The organism is Paenibacillus ginsengihumi DSM 21568 (genome assembly GCF_000380965.1).
GTDB lineage: Bacteria > Bacillota > Bacilli > Paenibacillales > NBRC-103111 > Paenibacillus_G > Paenibacillus_G ginsengihumi.
The window spans coordinates 128,435-144,486 of record NZ_KB905549.1 but is presented as its reverse complement, the minus strand read 5'-3'; the positions used below and the strand labels follow the sequence as shown (position 1 = coordinate 144,486).

The window sequence follows — 16,052 nt, the reverse complement described above, 5'->3', positions numbered from 1 at the left end:
CCTTACTCTCCCCTTGGGAGGGCAGCCGACTGCAGCGGCCGCGCTCCGGCTTATTGTCTCTTAAGAGTCTATCATTTTTGGCAAAACTGTTCAAAATGCCCCCCGGTTACCCCCGCAAACGTTTCCGCGGCGGCGAATTCAATCTAAGTGAAGCCGGAATCGGTGCACAGGTTCCGGTGACCTTCGCGAAGGATATCGATATTTCAAACAGAGCTACACACGGTTAAGGGATTGGCATGACGGCATCCGGCGGGTGCCGGCGCAAGACACACGTTCACATTTTATGCAGACAAAGGGGAATGACACGAATGAGAAGTCCGTGGAGAAAGGCGGTCGTGTCCGGACTTGCGCTCGCCATGATGGTCGGCGGAGCCAGCGCCGCATTCGCTGACAATGGCAAGGGGAAAGGCAACGGCAAAGAGAAACACAGTGCCAAGGAATGGCGCGAGGTGATCGAGAAAAACTTCAACGCGCAACGCGCAGCGGCTCCGAAGCTCGACATCAGCGGCAAAATCGACGTCAAGGTACAGTTTGCCGACGTGAAGGGCAGCGACGTCGAATGGGCGGCGCGCTATATCGCGAGCCTGGCGTCCAAGCGGGTATTTGACGGCTTCGAGGACGGCACGTTCCGCCCGCGCGAGACGATTACCCGCGTGCAGGCGATCAAGGCTGCGGTGCAGCTGATGGGGCTTGAGGATGAAGCCAAATCGTCGAAAGCGATGAACGCGAACCTGAACTTCAAGGACGCCGACAAGCTGAAAAAGGAACACGCATGGGCGGTCGGCTATGTCGCCGTCGCGCTGGAGCACGATCTGTTCGCCGAGACCGAGACGATGATTCAGCCGAACAAGCCGGCGGACCGGCTGTGGGCGACGACGCTGCTTGTCAAGGCGATGGGCAAGCAGGAGCAGGCGAAAGAGAAGATGAACGCGAAGCTGCCGTTCAAGGATGCGAATCAGATTCCGGCCGGCTCTGTCGGCTATGTCGCCGTCGCGATCGACAACGGCTGGATCGACGGCTATGAGGATAACACGTTCCGTCCGAACAAGCCGGTGACGCGCGCCGAGATGGCCGCGCTCGCTGCCCGCGTGGACAGCCAGCTGCCGGATCAAACATCTATTCGCGGCAAGCTGACCGATACCGTATCGGATGGCAGGCTGAAGCTGGAGTCGCAAGGCGATTCGTTCACCGTCGAGCTGAACTCGTTCTATTTCATTTTCCGCGACGGCAAGCAGGTGAACGTCTCGGCGCTGCAAAAGGGCGACGAGCTGCTCATTCGCACTTATGACGGCAAAGCGATCTATATCGAAGTGACGAAGCTGGCGACGGAGGAGCGCCGCGACGAATTCACCGTGAGCGGCAAGCTGCACACTTTCAGGCTGAACAGCAGCGGCCAAGTTTCGCACGTGACCGTCAAGGAAACGAACGACGACGACAGCGTCACGACATCGACGTACGCGCTCTCGAGCGATTTCGCGATTGAGGACGGCGATTTCCGGGATCTGGTGCCCGGCGTTTCCGTCGAGCTGAAGGGACAAAATCAGTACGTTCATACGATTGTCATCAAGTAACGTCCTCTGACCAATCGGATCGGCATTAGCACTACAAGCAGTCTTCCTATACTGGCGAGGCAGGCGCCGGCAGGGAAGGCTGTTTGTTTTCTCGCGCGGCCCATTTCTGTGATGCTTCTTCCAGTGCTCTCTGACGAAGCCTCCGAATTTCTAACGCTACTCTAATGCTACTCTAACGCTACTCCCAACGCTACTCCCAACGCTACTCTAACGTTACCCTCACGCTGCCCTAATGCTGCTCTAACGCTGGTGACAAACGCTATTTGGCTGAATCGTGCTTTTTTTAAAATGTAACGAAACGCAGTAACGCTATTTGGTCAGGAACGCTGAATCCGGCAGCCAAACATGCGGAATAAGGCTGCTCACTTGCGTTACAATTTCAAATCGGGCGTTTCGAGGGAAATAAGCTCTGTGGCTAGCGTTAGCCCTGGCAAAACAGCACCAGGCTAGCGAGCATGAAGGGAAGCTTCTATACGAAGCATATTCCCGGAAGGAAGCACGTTCGCCAGAAGGAAGCACATTCATTTTTGTACAAAATACTACATTTGCTGACTCTCTTGGAAATTGGCCGGAACCCACCGGCGAATTTTCCAATACCGCAGGTGACAACCGAACCGATGACGAAGGAAATCGCTCGTCATGCGGCTACTGGACATCGCGCGACAGCGGTGTATAATAGAACGAAAAAAAGAACGGTGGAGAGAAGATGGCTAGAGAGCCGATCCGTTTGGAAGAAATTCTTATGGCCGGCCAACTGCTGAAGGATGTCGTTGCGCATACGCCGCTGCAAAAAAATTTCATCCTGTCCGATCGCTATGGCTGCAACGTCTATTTGAAGCGCGAGGACTTGCAGGTTGTGCGGTCGTTTAAAATTCGCGGAGCCTATCATCTGATTCGCAGCCTGCCGGAGGAGCAGCTGGCCCGCGGCGTCGTGTGCGCCAGCGCCGGCAATCATGCGCAGGGCGTCGCCTATTCGTGCCAGGCGCTGCAAATCCCGGGCAAAATCTTCATGCCGGCGACGACGCCGAGGCAAAAAATTTCGCAGGTGAAGCTGTTCGGCGGCTCGTTCATCGAGGTCATGCTGATCGGCGATACGTTCGACGATTCGTTGCGCGAGGCGGTCGCCTGCAGCGAGCGGGAAGGGATGACGTTCATTCATCCGTTCGACGATCCGAAGATTATCGCCGGTCAAGGCACAGTCGGCCTGGAGCTGCTGAACGACATGCGGGAGCCGGTCGACTTCGTCTTCGGCGGCATCGGCGGCGGCGGCTTGATGGCCGGCGTCGGCTCCTATATCAAGAGCGTCAGCCCGGCGACGAAGATGATCGGCGTCGAGGCGAGCGGGGCGGCATCCATGAAGCGCGCCCGGGATGAAGGGCAGGTCGTGACGCTCGAAGAGATCGACAAATTCGTCGACGGCACGGCGGTGCGCCGCGTCGGAGAGCTGACATACGACATTTGCCGCCGCGTGGTCGACGAGATCGTCGTCGTGCCGGAGGGAAAGGTGTGCACGACGATTCTCGAGCTGTACAACGAGAACGCCATCGTGGCCGAGCCGGCCGGCGCGCTCCCGGTCGCGGCGCTCGACTTCTGCCGCGAGCAGATCGCCGGCAAGAACGTCGTCTGCATCATCAGCGGCGGCAACAACGATATTGACCGGATGCAGGAGATCAAGGAGCGCTCGCTCCTCTATGAAGGGCTGAAGCATTATTTTATCGTCAACTTCCCGCAGCGGGCCGGGGCGCTGCGCGAATTTCTGGTCGACGTGCTCGGGCCGACCGACGATATCGTCCACTTCGAATATACGAAGAAGACGAGCAAGGAGAGCGGTCCGGCGCTGGTCGGCATCGAGCTGAAGCAGAAGGAAGACTACGCCCCGCTGCTCGAGCGGATGAACCGCAAGGGCATCCGCTACAGCGCGCTTAACAACGACCCGGACTTGTTCAATCTGCTGATCTGACGATAAGCCGTGGCACGGCACCAATTGGCAGCATCCCGCGCACGGCGGCGATGCGCGGCGTGCATGCCTGCCGCAGGGCGTGCCGCATCGGACCTAGATTCGGGTCTGGCAAAATTGTCGGCAAAAGGAGTCGTTGCAATTCCATTAACGCAGCTTGAAATCATTAAAAAAGAGGACGCTCCCGCGCCTTGGCAGGGGACGTCCTCAATTTATTGCCGTTATTTTGCAGCGGCTTGCTCCAGGTCTTTGACGCCTTGATAGATCGTCTCGAACAGCTGGTCGATATCCTTCTCCTCAATGCATGAGAAGGCGACGCGAAGATCGGTGTCGCCGAGCGCGATTGTGCCGATGCCGTAGCGGTCCAGCAGATGCGTGCGCAGCGTCTCGGCGTTCACGGAGCGCAGCTTCAGGCACATAAAATAGCCGGAGTTGAACGGATAATACTCCCAGGCGTCGTCGAACTTGCCCGAATCGAGCAGCGTTTTGACGCGGTTGGCGCGGCCTTTCATAATGTGGAACTTTTCCAGCTTCTGCGCATGGAACTCCGGCGACTTGAGCGCATGCAGCACGAACGTTTGCGACGGGTGCGGACCGCTGGAGATAGTCGCGCGAATGATGCCCATCGTCTTCTGCTCGAGCGCAGCCAGCAGCGCTTCGCTTTGACCGGCGTAGGTGATGAAGCCGACGCGGAAGCCCCAGACGTACTCCTCCTTGGTCGCTCCGTCCACCTTCACGGACAGCACGCGGGGATGCAGACCGGCCAGATGGCCCGCAAGCGATTCGTGCAGGGAATCTTCGAAGAACAATCCGAAATAGGCGTCGTCGGTCACGGCGACGACATTGATGCCCGCTTCCGCTCCCGCCTTGATGGCGTCGACGATCTCTTGTCCTTCCTCCGCTCCCGGGGAGTAGCCGGTCGGGTTGTTCGGAAAGTTCAGGATAACGATGGCCTTGCCCTTGTCTTTCTGAGCGAGGATCGCGTCGCGCAGGGCGGCGCTGTTGAAGCGGCGCTGCTCGTTATATAAAGGATAGTAGACCAGCTCGGCGCCGCGGCGGATGCCGAAGGTCAGCTCGTAGTTTTCCCAATTTTTGTCCGGTATGATGACGGCGTCGCCACTATCCGCGAACAGGTCTGCGACGATGCTCAGGCCGTGCGTCAGGGCGTTGGTCGCGATCGGATTGCCCAGGCTTTTGCCCTTGAGGGAAGGGTTCTCCTCCAGCATCTTGCTGCGCCATGCCGAACGCAGTTCCGGCTTGCCGGCAGGCGGCGCGTATTCGTAAAGATCCTTCGGGTTGTAAGCCGAAAGCGTGTCCTGAATGACTTTCAAGTGCATGGGCTGCCCGTTCTCCAGAGCGGTGCCGATCGTGGCGTTGAATGTCTTCGCCTTGGCCTTCGCTTCGGCGGATTGGCTCAAAATGCCTTCCTTCGGAAAATAGATCTGGCGTCCGAGCCCGGAGAGCATGTCATAGACGTGACTGTTCTCGGCGGCAATCGTCTCGTTCAGCTTTTGGGCAAGAGGGTTCATCGAGGGTCCATCCTTCCATGTACTTTCTTTGGCATTTAGCCATCATTATACCACTTTCGCGGGGGAGCGTCACGTCAGTTTTGGCTCATTCGGAGGGACGAAAATGCCAATTTGGTGACGGGAACGGCGGACATGACAAGACATCGGCGCTGTGATACGATAAAGTCACGACATCAGCGGGATACGCTTCGCATCAGGCGGGCGTTGACAGCGAAAAAGCGGAGGTAGGCGGCGTGACAGCGATCAAACGATACGAGAGAATTATGGAGCTGCTGATTGGCCGCGGGGAAGTATCGGTCAGCGAGCTGGCCGCAGAGCTCGGCGTGACCGGCAAGACGATCCGGCGGGACCTGGAGAAGCTGGAAGGCAAGGGGCTGCTGGTGCGCACGCATGGCGGCGCGCTGCTGGCCAACGAAGCGTATTCCGGCCTGTTCCGGGATCAGCGGCCGAACGACAAGCAGGAGGGCGAGAAATACGAGGCGGCGCGCCATGCGCTCACCTACATCGAGCCGAACGACATCATTGCCCTGGACAGCGGCAGCACGACGCTTGCGATCGCGAGGCTGCTCGACAACGCGCCGCTCACCGTCATTACGAACGATCTGCACATCATCGCCGAGCTGATCAAGAAGGATAAGATCCGGCTCGTCGTGCCGGGCGGCTTCCGCAGCCGGAACATGCTCGTCAGCGAGGATGCGGGCCGATTCTACGGCAAGCTGAACGTGCAGAAGGCGTTCCTGTCCACCACCGGCATTCATCCGGAATATGGCTTCACGATTTTTACCCATATGCATATGGAGCAAAAACGCGCCATGCTGCAGGCGGCGAAGCAATCGTTCTGCATCGCCGATCACAGCAAATTCGATACGTGCGCGCTGATCACGTTCGCGAAGCTGGAGGAAGTCGCGGCGATCATCACCGATTCCGGCTTGCCGGACGAGCTGGCGCGCAAATACGAGGCAGCCGGCGTCCGCATTTTGCGCAGCGCGGCAGAGAAGGATGGATAACGTTGTGTCTGTTTCGGTTCATTTTGGTTCATTAATTTTTCATTTGGACTAAAACGGACAAATAGACTATAATAGAGAGGAACCATAGAACGGGGAGGAATATGCCATTATGGAAATCCGTTATGCCACCAATCCGACCGAAACGAAATCGTACGATACGGAGAAGCTGAGACAAGAATATTTGATGCAAAATCTGTTCGTTCCCGGACAGCTGAGCATGGTATACACCCATGTAGACCGCTTCATCATCGGCGGCGTTATTCCGACGAAGGAGCCGATCAAGCTGGAGGCGGACAAGCACGAGATGGGCGCAGACTACTTCCTGGAGCGCCGCGAGATCGGCATCATCAACATCGGGCCGAAGGGCTACGTTACCGTTGACGGCACCGAATACGAGCTGAACACGAAGGACTGCCTGTACATCGGCCTCGGCAATCGGGACGTGCAGTTCCGCAGCGCGGATGCGGCAAACCCGGCGCGCTTCTACTTCAACTCCACGCCGGCGCACAAGAACTACCCGACGGTCAAGGTCGGCATCGACGAAGCCGAGCCGCAGCATCTCGGATCGATCACGAATTCGAACGAGCGCACGATCTACAAGTTCATTCATCTGAACGGCGTGAAGAGCTGCCAGCTCGTGATGGGCATGACGCTGCTGAAGCCGGGCAATATGTGGAACACGATGCCTTGCCATACGCACAACCGCCGCTCGGAAATTTATCTGTACTTCGACATGCCGGAAGACGGCGTCGTATTCCATATGATGGGCGAGCCGACCGAAACCCGCCATCTCGTCGTGCGCAACGAGGAAGCGATCATCTCGCCGAGCTGGTCGATTCACAGCGGCGTCGGCACGAGCAACTACACGTTCATTTGGGGCATGGCCGGGGAGAACCAGGAGTTCACCGACATGGACATGGTCGCCATGAAGGATCTGCGCTAATCGCTTGTCGGCGCACAGCGTATAACAATACAAAAAGGTTGAGCAGGACTTGGAGCCTGCTCAGCCTTTTTTTGTGTTGAGATCGGAGCGACTGTTCTGCCGACCGTCGAAAAATAACGGGCCGCCCGGCACAAACATTCGCGCAGTGGGCGGCTGAGCATCAGCGCAAGTGGATGTGAGCGATCCTGGCATCAGGCCAAGCATGCCGCTTGTCGTCGCGGGGCCGTTTCACGGCTTCGCGGTTAGCTGCCGTTACTCCCGGCGGCGGGCGGCAATGCGCAAGTCTCTGAATTGCGGGCCGTCAGGAACGGCCGCTGCCGGGCGATTTGTGGTGCGGACAGTACATGCGCATCAGCCGGATTGTCTCCGCATCCAGTTCCCGGCCTCTGCGCTCAAGGCCATCCGTCACTTTGCGGAACGGCTCCTCCCGCAAATTTTGCCCGAATTTGAATTTGCCGGTCATCTCGCGGATGCGGATGCGCACGATGGAGGTCGCCTTGAGCTGGGGCGCGTAGTCCGGGTCCGCCGGATCGATCGGCGCATAGCCGCCTTCAGGCTGGAGCTTGCGCATGAACGCCCCGAGCGCGGCCGCTTTCCCGGCCAGGTCGCTGACGATTTCCGCTTCCCCCTTGATGATAACCGACTTGAAATAGGCCGTTGCCGGACAGGCCAGCTTGTCGTTCGAGAAGTAGGACGGGACGATGGCGTATTCTTTGGCTACGCTGAAGGTAACCTGCGGACGCGCGGCCAGATTGCGCATTTTTTGACCGACCCGGCTTCCGTGAAAAAAGAGGCTGTTCTCATAATACACAAAATTGATCGGGGTCAGCTCCGGATACCCGTCGTCCCCCAACGTGCCCAGCACGCCGAAGCTCATTTCTTCCAAAAAACGCGCGAGCTCCTCTTGTTCTTCCATGGCAAATTCGCTTCTTCTCATTGCATTTTCTCCTCCCGGTGCTCAATTGGCTTGCAAGAAGTCGTATTTGAAATTGAAGTTTACGCCTTTTATTGACAATCGAAAAGAGCCAATTTAGATTAATTTTATTAGACCAATTCAAGCGACATACGCTGGAACGGGGGCGGCCTGGCATGCAATTCCATATTCCATACGAGCTGTACAAAGATCGTCACCCGACGAAATCGGCGGCTTTGTATCACGCGCTGCGCGACAGCATGGTGAAGGGGACGCTGCCGGTTCGCACGCGGCTGCCGTCCACCCGGGCGTTGGCCGAAATGTACGGCTTGTCCAGGGGCACGGTCAACCAGGTGTATGAGATGCTGGCCTCCGAAGGGTATTTGTCCTGCGAGACCGGACGCGGCACGTTTACGGCATATGATGCCGGGTTATCTGTTGCAGCGGAGCGGGACGAGCCGCAGTTTCGCTTGTCGGCTTGGGCAGCAAGGCTGGAGGAGGCGGGAAAACCGGCTGCCGCCCCGGAGAGGCCGCATCAGGCAGCCGCAGCGTCCGCTGCGCCAGACGTTCGGCGGCATGACAGCGGAAATCGGCCAGGCGGACGAGAAGCCGCAGGCGACAAGCCTGCATCGAGTGAATCGACGTCCCGCAAAGACTTTGCTCCGCTGCATAACGGGGAGCCGCGGCTGGTCGATTTCAGGGCGGGATGGCCCGATTTTCGCAGCTTTCCGCATGAGGAATGGAACCGCCTGATGTATGCGCAGGTGCGCAAGCTGGGAAGCGCCCCGCCGGACGAGCTGATGACGGCGCAGGGCTATTGGCCGCTGCGCGAGAGCATCGCCCGCTATTTGCGGCGGTCGCGGGGCATTGCGGTCCAGCCTGAACAGATCGCCGTCGGCGGCGGCTCGATGCAGGCGATCGCCCTGCTGGCGCAGCTGCTGCTGAACCCGGGCGACGCCGCCGTCATGGAGCGGCCCGGCTTTGCCGGCATTCGGCGGGCGGTGCTGGCCGCGGGGGGGCGCCCGATCTGGGCCGAGGTGGACGATGCAGGCATCGTTCCCGCCGCCTGGGACGCCCGGCTGCTGTTCGTCACGCCGGCGCGGCAGTTCCCGACCGGGGCCGTGCTCAGCCTGGAGCGGCGGCTCGCATTGCTTCGCTGGGCGGCGGAGCGGGAGGCCGTCATCGTCGAAGACGATTACGACAGCGAGTTCCGCCACCGCGGGCGCAGCCTCGAGCCGCTCAAGACGCTGGACGGCGACGGTCGGGTGATCTATATCGGCAGCTTCACCAAAACGCTGCCGCCCGCCTTCCGTATCGGCTACGCGGTGCTGCCGCACGGGCTGATTTCCCCGTTCGCGCAAGCGCAGGCGCTGTACGAGCCGTATCCGGTCAACCCGCTCGAGCAGCGCGCTCTGGCCGCGTTCATGGCGGCCGGATCTTACGAGCGCCATCTGCGCAGAATGAAGCGGCTGTACAGCCGGAAATTCGACGCGCTGCGCCGGCTGCTGCATGGCGAGCTGTCCGGCTTGTTCGATTGGGTCGAAAGCGATGCAGGTCTGCATCTGTTCGGGTGGTGGAAGCATTCGGAGCAGCGGTATGCAAGCTTCAAGCAGGCATGCGCCGAAGCCGGCGTCCGCTGGTCGGAGACGCAGCCCGTCGCGGCAGCGGCAGGCCGCCTTCGCATCGGCGCTTATTTTCATTTTGCCGCGCTGACGGAAGAAGAGATGGCGCTCGGCGTCGGGCGCATGCGCGCCTGCATCGGCCGGTAGGCGCATGCTGCCGCTTGTCGTTCTTATCGCTTACGTTGGCGCTGCCGCAGCAGCGGGCTGGGCGGGATTCGCCGGATCACGGCGAGCGAGGAAACGGGAGCGCCCTGGAGCCCCCTGGAGCCCCCCCGGAGCCCCCGGAAGTCCCGTTTGGCGGCGGCTTGCGCATGGGGCAGGTGAACTTTCCTTTTGGCGTACCGCCGCTGTTATGCTATCATTAAATTCAATAACAGGATGAAGTTTCAATAACAGTTATAAATCGATCAAAATGGAGGGAGCTCACGGGCCATGGCAGCGAATATTAGCGGAAGCACGAACATTATTTTGCGGCTGGAAATCGACAAGAGCGTCTCGTCATTCGGACAAATCGCAACAGCGATCAACGACGCCGGAGGGGATATCGTCGCTATCGACGTCACCCAGGCCGGACGGACGACGACGATTCGCGATATAACCGTCAATATTACCGACCAGCAGCAGAGCGATCTGATCGTCGAGAAGCTGGGCGTGCTTCCCGGCGTCCGGGTCATCAACGTCTCCGACCAGACGTTCCTGATGCACCTCGGCGGCAAAATCGAAACGGTGCCGAAGCTGCCGATCAAGAACCGCGACGACTTGTCGCGCGTCTATACGCCGGGCGTCGCGCGCGTCTGCATGGCCATCCACGAGGACCCGTCCAAAGCTCACACATTGACCATCAAGCGCAACACTGTAGCCGTCGTGTCGGACGGCTCGGCGGTGCTGGGGCTCGGCAACATCGGACCGGAGGCGGCGATGCCGGTGATGGAGGGCAAGGCGATGCTGTTCAAGCAGATGGCGGGCGTGGATGCTTTTCCGCTCTGCCTGAACACGCAGGATACCGAGGAGATCATTGCCATCGTCAAGGCGCTGGCGCCTTCATTCGGCGGCATTAACCTGGAAGACATCTCGTCGCCGCGCTGCTTCGAGATCGAAGAGAGGCTGATTCAGGAGCTCGACATTCCCGTCTTTCACGACGATCAGCACGGAACGGCCGTCGTCATCTTGGCGGGACTTATCAACGCGGCCAAAATCGTCGGCAAACGGCTCGAAGCGTGCAAGGTCGTCGTCTGCGGCATCGGAGCCGCCGGCATTGCTTGCACGAAGATGCTGCATGCCGCCGGCATTACGAACATCGTCGGCGTCGACCGCGAAGGCGCAATCGTTCGCGGGCGAGAGTATGCGAACGCCGCGTGGCGGTGGTACGCCGAGCACACGAATCCGCACGGGGAGAGCGGGAAGCTGTCCGATGTCATTGCCGGCGCGGATATTTTCATCGGGCTGTCCGGACCGCGGGTGCTCTCCGTAGAGGATGTGAAGCGCATGGGCCGCGATCCGATCGTCTTCGCCATGGCCAACCCGACGCCGGAGATTGCTCCGGAGGAAGCGGAGCCTTACGTTCGCGTCATGGCGACCGGCCGTTCCGATTACCCGAACCAGATCAACAACGTGCTGTGCTTCCCGGGCATTTTCCGGGGCGTGCTCGATTGCCGCGCTTCCCGGATTACCGAATCGATGAAGCTGGCCGCGGCCTATGCGATCGCTTCGGTCGTCGGCGAGGACGAGCTGAACGAGCATTACATTATACCAAGCGTGTTCAATCATAACGTGGTGGAGAAGGTGAGAGACGCCGTCATCATCGCAGCCTACGAAGACGGCGTGGCGCGGCGGCGGACTGCCCTGAGAGGGGACGATTCGTCGGAGCGAAAGTAGCGTAGAACAACGAAGTCTGTCTTGATCCGGAATGGATCGGACAGACTTTTTTGCGTGAAGAGCGCGGATCGAATGTGTTGAGGGGAGCTGTACAGACGGGACCTTGCGTGGCGCGGCGGCGTCTCGACGAACAATGCCTCCGCAGCTGCCAGCCCCGTCCTTCTCGCGTGCAAGGGAGCGCCGTCAGCGCTTTTTGTTAAACCGTCCCAACGCTTCTCCCATCCTTACCCTGGAGCCGACGGACAAGCCTTCGAGGCATTCGAACGTGCCGGTCTCAGCCAGCAGGACGACCGTCGAGCCGAATTCGAAATAGGCCAGCTCCTCTCCCCGGGCGAGCCGTTTCGGAAGCGGCTGCACATATTGAATGCTGCTTACGTTCAAGGCCCCGACCTTGACGACGGCCACCTCGCCAAGCTCGTGCTGAATATACGTGATCAGCCGTTCGTTGCGGCTCAGGACGCGGCGCATTTGGGTAAGGCCGAACTCGTTTACGGGGTATACTTTGCCCGGGACGTGCTCCTTTTCCATAATATCCCCGGCGACTGGCGAATGAATCCGGTGATAGTCCGTAGGACTTAAGTAAAGGACAAAAAAGAACCCGTTCTTGTAATTGACCACGCGCGGCGAACGGTTAAGCAGCTCCTCGACGGTATAATCCTGTCCCTTGACATTCAGCAGAGTCCCGTCCTGGATGTATCCGATGCCGGTAATTAGCGCGTCCACCGGGCTGACCATCGTATCGGGCTCCATGGCGACAGAGCGCATGCCCGGCTTCAGCCGGCGGGTGAAAAATTCGTTCAGCGTGCCGTACTCGTGCACCGCCTTCTCGGCTTCCTCCGCAGCGATTCCGTACGCCTTGATAAAACGGGGGATGAACCCCCGGCTCCATCTCGATTTGGCGAATGCTCCCGTGATCCTCGATACTGTCTTACGGGACGACAGCTCGGTCAGCAGCCGGAACAACGATTTGCTCATGCGTTCACCTGTTTCCTCTTCGGGTTTTTCTATAAAATAGTCCCCAGGGCGTGCGGCCCATTTTCATCTTCTGATGGTGCCGCGCAAGGGGCAAAATTTCAACACCGCAGGCGACGGCCGATGACGGAAGGGATCGTTCGTTATAGGCATCGCTCGTCATAGGCGTCTATCGAATATCTTGACATAACCAAGCAAGATACGCAACCGGAAATCCCCGCGGGCAGCAGGGCTTTTTCTAAAAATCTCATTGACAATCGGATCAATCGTGTTAAGATGAGTATGACACTAGGGGAGCCGAAGAGGCTGAGACTGAACTGATAGGTTCTAGACCCTCCGAACCTGATCTGGATTATGCCAGCGTAGGGAAGTGGAGCGCGTTATCATGCATGACGCGATGACTTGTGATTTCAGCAGGCCGCTTCCCGTTTTTGCCGGAGGCGGCTTTTTTGGCGTTGCCGCGGGCGCGAAAAAGGCCAGGGGATGCCGCAGGAAAGACGGGAATGGCCGGTTCTCCGGTCGCATGCTTGTTTTGCAGGCATTAAACCAAATTGAAACGAAAAAGGGAGAGGAACGGCTATGTCCAAAGGGTTGAAATTGACCGACGTGCTCGTCACCGTCGTCATCGCCGTCGTATTCGGAGTCATTTACCGCGTATGGGGCGACGTGTACAACCTGCTCGCGCTTGCCGGGCTGCAGCTGGAGCAGTTGTCCTACGGCATGTGGTTCATCGCCGGGACGATGGCGTATTTGCTGATTCGCAAGCCGGGCGTGGCGCTCTTGGCCGAGACGGCCGCGGCGGCGGTCGAATTGATTCTCGGCTCGCACTTCAGCATCGGGGCGCTGACTTACGGCTTCGTTCAGGGCTTGTTCGCAGAAGCGGTGTTCGCCGCTTTCCGCTATCGCCGCTATACGGTTACCGTCGCCGGTCTTGGCGGCATGGCGTCGGGCGCCGGCGCGCTCGTTTTTGACCTGTTCAAAGGGTACTTGACGGATTTGCAGACATGGAGTGTGCTGCTCTATCTGTTCTTCCGCTTTGCCGGTTCGTATCTGATCGCAGGCGTCTGCGCGTTCGCACTCGTCAAGGCGCTGGAAAAAACAGGCGTAGCCGGGCTCGTCCGTCCCGCTGCAGCGGACGACTACAGCGCGCTGGACCGCAGGAAGACGATATGAGCGGCTTTGCAAGCCTCGCCGGGGCGGCATCGGGCGTCGCCAGCGTCCGCCTCAAGTTCCCGGGCAGCCCGGAGCTTATGTTCGAGGATTTGACGCTGCAGGTGCGCCCTGGAGAGAAGGTGCTGCTCATCGGGCCGAGCGGCTGCGGCAAATCGACGCTGCTGCAGGTGCTCAGCGGGCTGATCCCGCAGGCGATGGAGGTTCCGGTCAAATACGACGAGATCGTCATCCCCGAGCGCTGGGGATATTTGTTCCAGGACCCTGACGCGCAATTTTGCATGCCTTACGTCGATGAAGAGATCGCGTTCGTGCTGGAAAATATGGGCGTTCCCCGCGAGGAGATGGCGGATCGCATCCGCAAGTGCCTGGATCGCGTCGGCCTCCATCTGGACGATGTGCATCTGCCGATCGCCGCGCTGTCGCAGGGCATGAAGCAGCGGCTCGCGATCGCTTCGCTGCTGGCGCTGGAGCCCGATGTCTGGTTTCTGGACGAGCCGACGTCGCTGCTTGACCCGCAGGGAACGAGCGACGTCTGGGAGACGCTGCGCGAGGTGACGAAGGACGATACCGTCATCATTGTGGAGCATAAGATCGAGGAAGTCGCCACATTCGTCGACCGCGTCGTCATGTTCAGCCCGAACGGGCGGGTGCTGGCCGACGGCAAGCCGGCCGACGTGTTCCGGGAGCGGCGGGCCGAGCTGCAGGAATACGGCATCTGGTATCCCGGCGTATGGGCCGATTATATCGCGGGGCCGCGCTACCGGGCGCTGCGCCGGATGGCTGACCGCAAGCTCGCGGATGAGCGCGGCAGCGAGAAGAGCTTGGCGGGCGCGGCGGCTCGCCAGCCGCTTGTCCGCCTGCGCGATTTTGCCGGGATGAGGGGCAAGGAGACGAAGATCGAGATGCCGCTCGCCGATATCCGGACGGGCGACTGGATCGCCGTCGTCGGGCCGAACGGGGCGGGCAAGAGCACGCTGCTACTCAGCCTGATGCAGCTGATCCAGACCCGCGGCGAGTATACGCTGCTGGGCCGGCCAGTTCAAGGCTTCGACGACTGCGCGGATCATCTGTCCTATGTGTTTCAGAACCCGGAGATGCAGTTCGTCGCCCATTCGGTGTATGACGAGATCGCGTTCAACTTTCGCCGGGACGGGGAGACAGAGGAGGCGGTGCGGGCCAAAACCGACGATCTGCTGGTTTGGTTCGGCCTCGAGCATCACCGCGCGCTGCACCCTTACCAGCTGTCGCTCGGCCAGAAGCGGCGGCTCAGCGTGGCGGCCGCCACCGTCAAGGCGCAGGCGCTGCTGCTGCTCGACGAGCCGACGTTCGGCCAGGATGCGGCGAATACGTTCGCGCTGCTGGAAAAGCTCGAAGCCTGGCGCCAGGAAGGGACGGCGATCGTCATGGTTACGCACGATCCGGAGCTCGTCCGTCATTTTGCCACCAAAGTATGGGAGATTCGGCACGGCCGGCTGGAGGCCGTGATGAGCCCGGAGGAGTACGCGGCTGATCTAGAGCTTCTGCACGGCTACCGCTTTGCGGAGCTTCCGGCGGCGGAACTTTCGGAGGAGCGGGCATCGGAGCTTCCGGAGGAGCCGGCGACGGTCCCGGACGGGCAAGCGGAGGAGCGGGCGGCTTTGGCCAGACTGCCGGAGGTGAAGAGCGGTTGATCGCGGAGCTGCAGTGCAAGGAAACGTGGCTGCATCGGACGAATCCGAGCGGCAAGCTGCTGTTGTCAGTGGCGCTGTTTTTTCTCGTTTTGTTTACCCATAACTTGAACGTGCTGGTCAATGCGACCTGGATGCTCTTCGTGCTGCTGATCGCCGCGTCCGGCCATCCGGGCCGGCGCATCGCGCTGCTTGGCCTGCCGTTCGCGCTGATGTTTCTTTCCTCGGCGATGTCGATGATTTTGTTCGGCAGGGGGGATACGCTCTGGTTCCGCTGGGGGCTTGTCGCTGTCAGCGAGGAAAGCTTTTACCGCGGCATTCATATTGGCCTGAAGACCGTCGATACGGGGATCGTCGGCATGCTGTTCGCCTTGACGACGCGGCCGGTCAGCCTGTTCTACTCGCTGATGCAGCAGCTGAAGCTGCCGCCGCGCTACGCCTACAGCTTCATGGCGGCGCTGCGGCTGCTGCCGATGGTGGCGGCGGAGTACCGCACGCTGGAGATGGCGCTTAAAGTGCGCGGCGTGCGGCCGCGGCGCGGCATCGCCGGCTTCTCCGACCGGCTGCGCCGCTACTCCGTGCCGTTGCTGGCGCAGAGCATCCGGCGGGCCCAGCGGATCGCCGTGGCGATGGAGGCCAAGCGGTTCTCGGCTGCCAGGCAGCGGACTTATTACTACACTGTGAGCTGGTCGGCGAACGATCTGCTGCTCGTGGCGGCGCTGTCGCTCATCTGGCTTGTGTCCATGTATATCGGGAACCAGTTCCCGTTCTTCGATGTGACGGACGTGCGCTACGTGTCGTAGGCCAGGGAGAGGGAGGCCGG

Annotated in this window: 12 protein-coding genes and 1 riboswitch; of the genes, 9 read left to right on the top strand and 3 right to left on the bottom strand. The window is 60.0% G+C overall.

The window, feature by feature from the left end:
- Positions 1-308: 308 nt before the first annotated feature.
- Positions 309-1,571: an S-layer homology domain-containing protein gene (locus F591_RS0101975; RefSeq protein WP_019532903.1), complete on the top strand. Its 1,263-nt coding sequence runs from the start codon at positions 309-311 to the stop codon at positions 1,569-1,571.
- A 706-nt stretch (positions 1,572-2,277) separates the two neighbouring features.
- Positions 2,278-3,531: a threonine ammonia-lyase IlvA gene (ilvA, locus tag F591_RS0101970; RefSeq protein ID WP_019532902.1), complete on the top strand. Its 1,254-nt coding sequence runs from the start codon at positions 2,278-2,280 to the stop codon at positions 3,529-3,531.
- A 218-nt stretch (positions 3,532-3,749) separates the two neighbouring features.
- Here the strand turns inward: ilvA and F591_RS0101965 are convergent, their stop codons facing one another.
- Positions 3,750-5,057, bottom strand: coding sequence for an aminotransferase class I/II-fold pyridoxal phosphate-dependent enzyme (locus F591_RS0101965; RefSeq protein WP_019532901.1), 1,308 nt, complete (start codon positions 5,055-5,057; stop codon positions 3,750-3,752).
- Positions 5,058-5,290: 233 nt separating this feature from the next.
- Here F591_RS0101965 and F591_RS0101960 point away from each other — a divergent pair, with 233 nt between their 5' ends.
- Positions 5,291-6,064, top strand: coding sequence for a DeoR/GlpR family DNA-binding transcription regulator (locus tag F591_RS0101960; RefSeq protein WP_019532900.1), 774 nt, complete (start codon positions 5,291-5,293; stop codon positions 6,062-6,064).
- Positions 6,065-6,173: 109 nt separating this feature from the next.
- The gene (gene kduI, locus F591_RS0101955) at positions 6,174-7,007 is read left to right on the top strand and encodes a 5-dehydro-4-deoxy-D-glucuronate isomerase (RefSeq protein ID WP_019532899.1); all 834 of its coding nucleotides are present in this window, start codon (positions 6,174-6,176) and stop codon (positions 7,005-7,007) included.
- A gap of 301 nt (positions 7,008-7,308) precedes the next feature.
- On the opposite strand, the gene F591_RS0101950 is transcribed toward kduI, so the two are convergent.
- Complete coding sequence (locus F591_RS0101950) at positions 7,309-7,944, bottom strand: pyridoxamine 5'-phosphate oxidase family protein (protein ID WP_019532898.1); 636 nt, start codon at positions 7,942-7,944, stop codon at positions 7,309-7,311.
- Positions 7,945-8,096: 152 nt separating this feature from the next.
- Here F591_RS0101950 and pdxR point away from each other — a divergent pair, with 152 nt between their 5' ends.
- Together pdxR and F591_RS0101940 are read left to right on the top strand one after the other, a co-directional pair.
- Entirely contained in the window at positions 8,097-9,689 is a 1,593-nt protein-coding gene (gene pdxR, locus F591_RS0101945; RefSeq protein ID WP_019532897.1) for a MocR-like pyridoxine biosynthesis transcription factor PdxR, read from the top strand.
- 285 nt (positions 9,690-9,974) lie between these two features.
- A complete protein-coding gene (locus tag F591_RS0101940) occupies positions 9,975-11,417 on the top strand; it encodes an NAD-dependent malic enzyme (protein WP_019532896.1) in 1,443 nt (480 codons plus the stop codon).
- A 183-nt stretch (positions 11,418-11,600) separates the two neighbouring features.
- Here the strand turns inward: F591_RS0101940 and asd are convergent, their stop codons facing one another.
- Positions 11,601-12,392 carry an archaetidylserine decarboxylase gene (asd, locus tag F591_RS0101935; protein WP_019532895.1) on the bottom strand — a complete coding sequence of 264 codons (792 nt, stop codon included), beginning with the start codon at positions 12,390-12,392 and terminating at the stop codon, positions 11,601-11,603.
- A 277-nt stretch (positions 12,393-12,669) separates the two neighbouring features.
- A riboswitch (TPP riboswitch) is annotated at positions 12,670-12,775 on the top strand.
- Between the two features lie 193 nt (positions 12,776-12,968).
- On the opposite strand from asd, the gene F591_RS0101925 reads away from it, so the two are divergent.
- From F591_RS0101925 to F591_RS0101915, 3 genes are read left to right on the top strand one after another with little or no spacing between them, the layout of a single operon-like run.
- Complete coding sequence (locus tag F591_RS0101925; protein WP_019532893.1) at positions 12,969-13,562, top strand: ECF transporter S component; 594 nt, start codon at positions 12,969-12,971, stop codon at positions 13,560-13,562.
- Complete coding sequence (locus F591_RS0101920; protein WP_019532892.1) at positions 13,559-15,232, top strand: ABC transporter ATP-binding protein; 1,674 nt, start codon at positions 13,559-13,561, stop codon at positions 15,230-15,232. Before F591_RS0101925 ends, F591_RS0101920 begins: the two co-directional genes overlap by 4 nt.
- Positions 15,229-16,032 carry an energy-coupling factor transporter transmembrane component T family protein gene (locus F591_RS0101915; protein ID WP_019532891.1) on the top strand — a complete coding sequence of 268 codons (804 nt, stop codon included), beginning with the start codon at positions 15,229-15,231 and terminating at the stop codon, positions 16,030-16,032. Before F591_RS0101920 ends, F591_RS0101915 begins: the two co-directional genes overlap by 4 nt.
- Positions 16,033-16,052 lie beyond the last annotated feature (20 nt).

Coding starts and splice junctions, on each gene's coding strand:
- F591_RS0101940 (WP_019532896.1), top strand. CDS start 9,975: ATGGCAGCGAATATTAGCGGAAGCACGAACATTATTTTGCGGCTGGAA.
- ilvA (WP_019532902.1), top strand. CDS start 2,278: ATGGCTAGAGAGCCGATCCGTTTGGAAGAAATTCTTATGGCCGGCCAA.
- F591_RS0101920 (WP_019532892.1), top strand. CDS start 13,559: ATGAGCGGCTTTGCAAGCCTCGCCGGGGCGGCATCGGGCGTCGCCAGC.
- asd (WP_019532895.1), bottom strand. CDS start 12,392: ATGAGCAAATCGTTGTTCCGGCTGCTGACCGAGCTGTCGTCCCGTAAG.
- kduI (WP_019532899.1), top strand. CDS start 6,174: ATGGAAATCCGTTATGCCACCAATCCGACCGAAACGAAATCGTACGAT.
- F591_RS0101950 (WP_019532898.1), bottom strand. CDS start 7,944: ATGAGAAGAAGCGAATTTGCCATGGAAGAACAAGAGGAGCTCGCGCGT.
- F591_RS0101965 (WP_019532901.1), bottom strand. CDS start 5,057: ATGAACCCTCTTGCCCAAAAGCTGAACGAGACGATTGCCGCCGAGAAC.
- pdxR (WP_019532897.1), top strand. CDS start 8,097: ATGCAATTCCATATTCCATACGAGCTGTACAAAGATCGTCACCCGACG.
- F591_RS0101975 (WP_019532903.1), top strand. CDS start 309: ATGAGAAGTCCGTGGAGAAAGGCGGTCGTGTCCGGACTTGCGCTCGCC.
- F591_RS0101925 (WP_019532893.1), top strand. CDS start 12,969: ATGTCCAAAGGGTTGAAATTGACCGACGTGCTCGTCACCGTCGTCATC.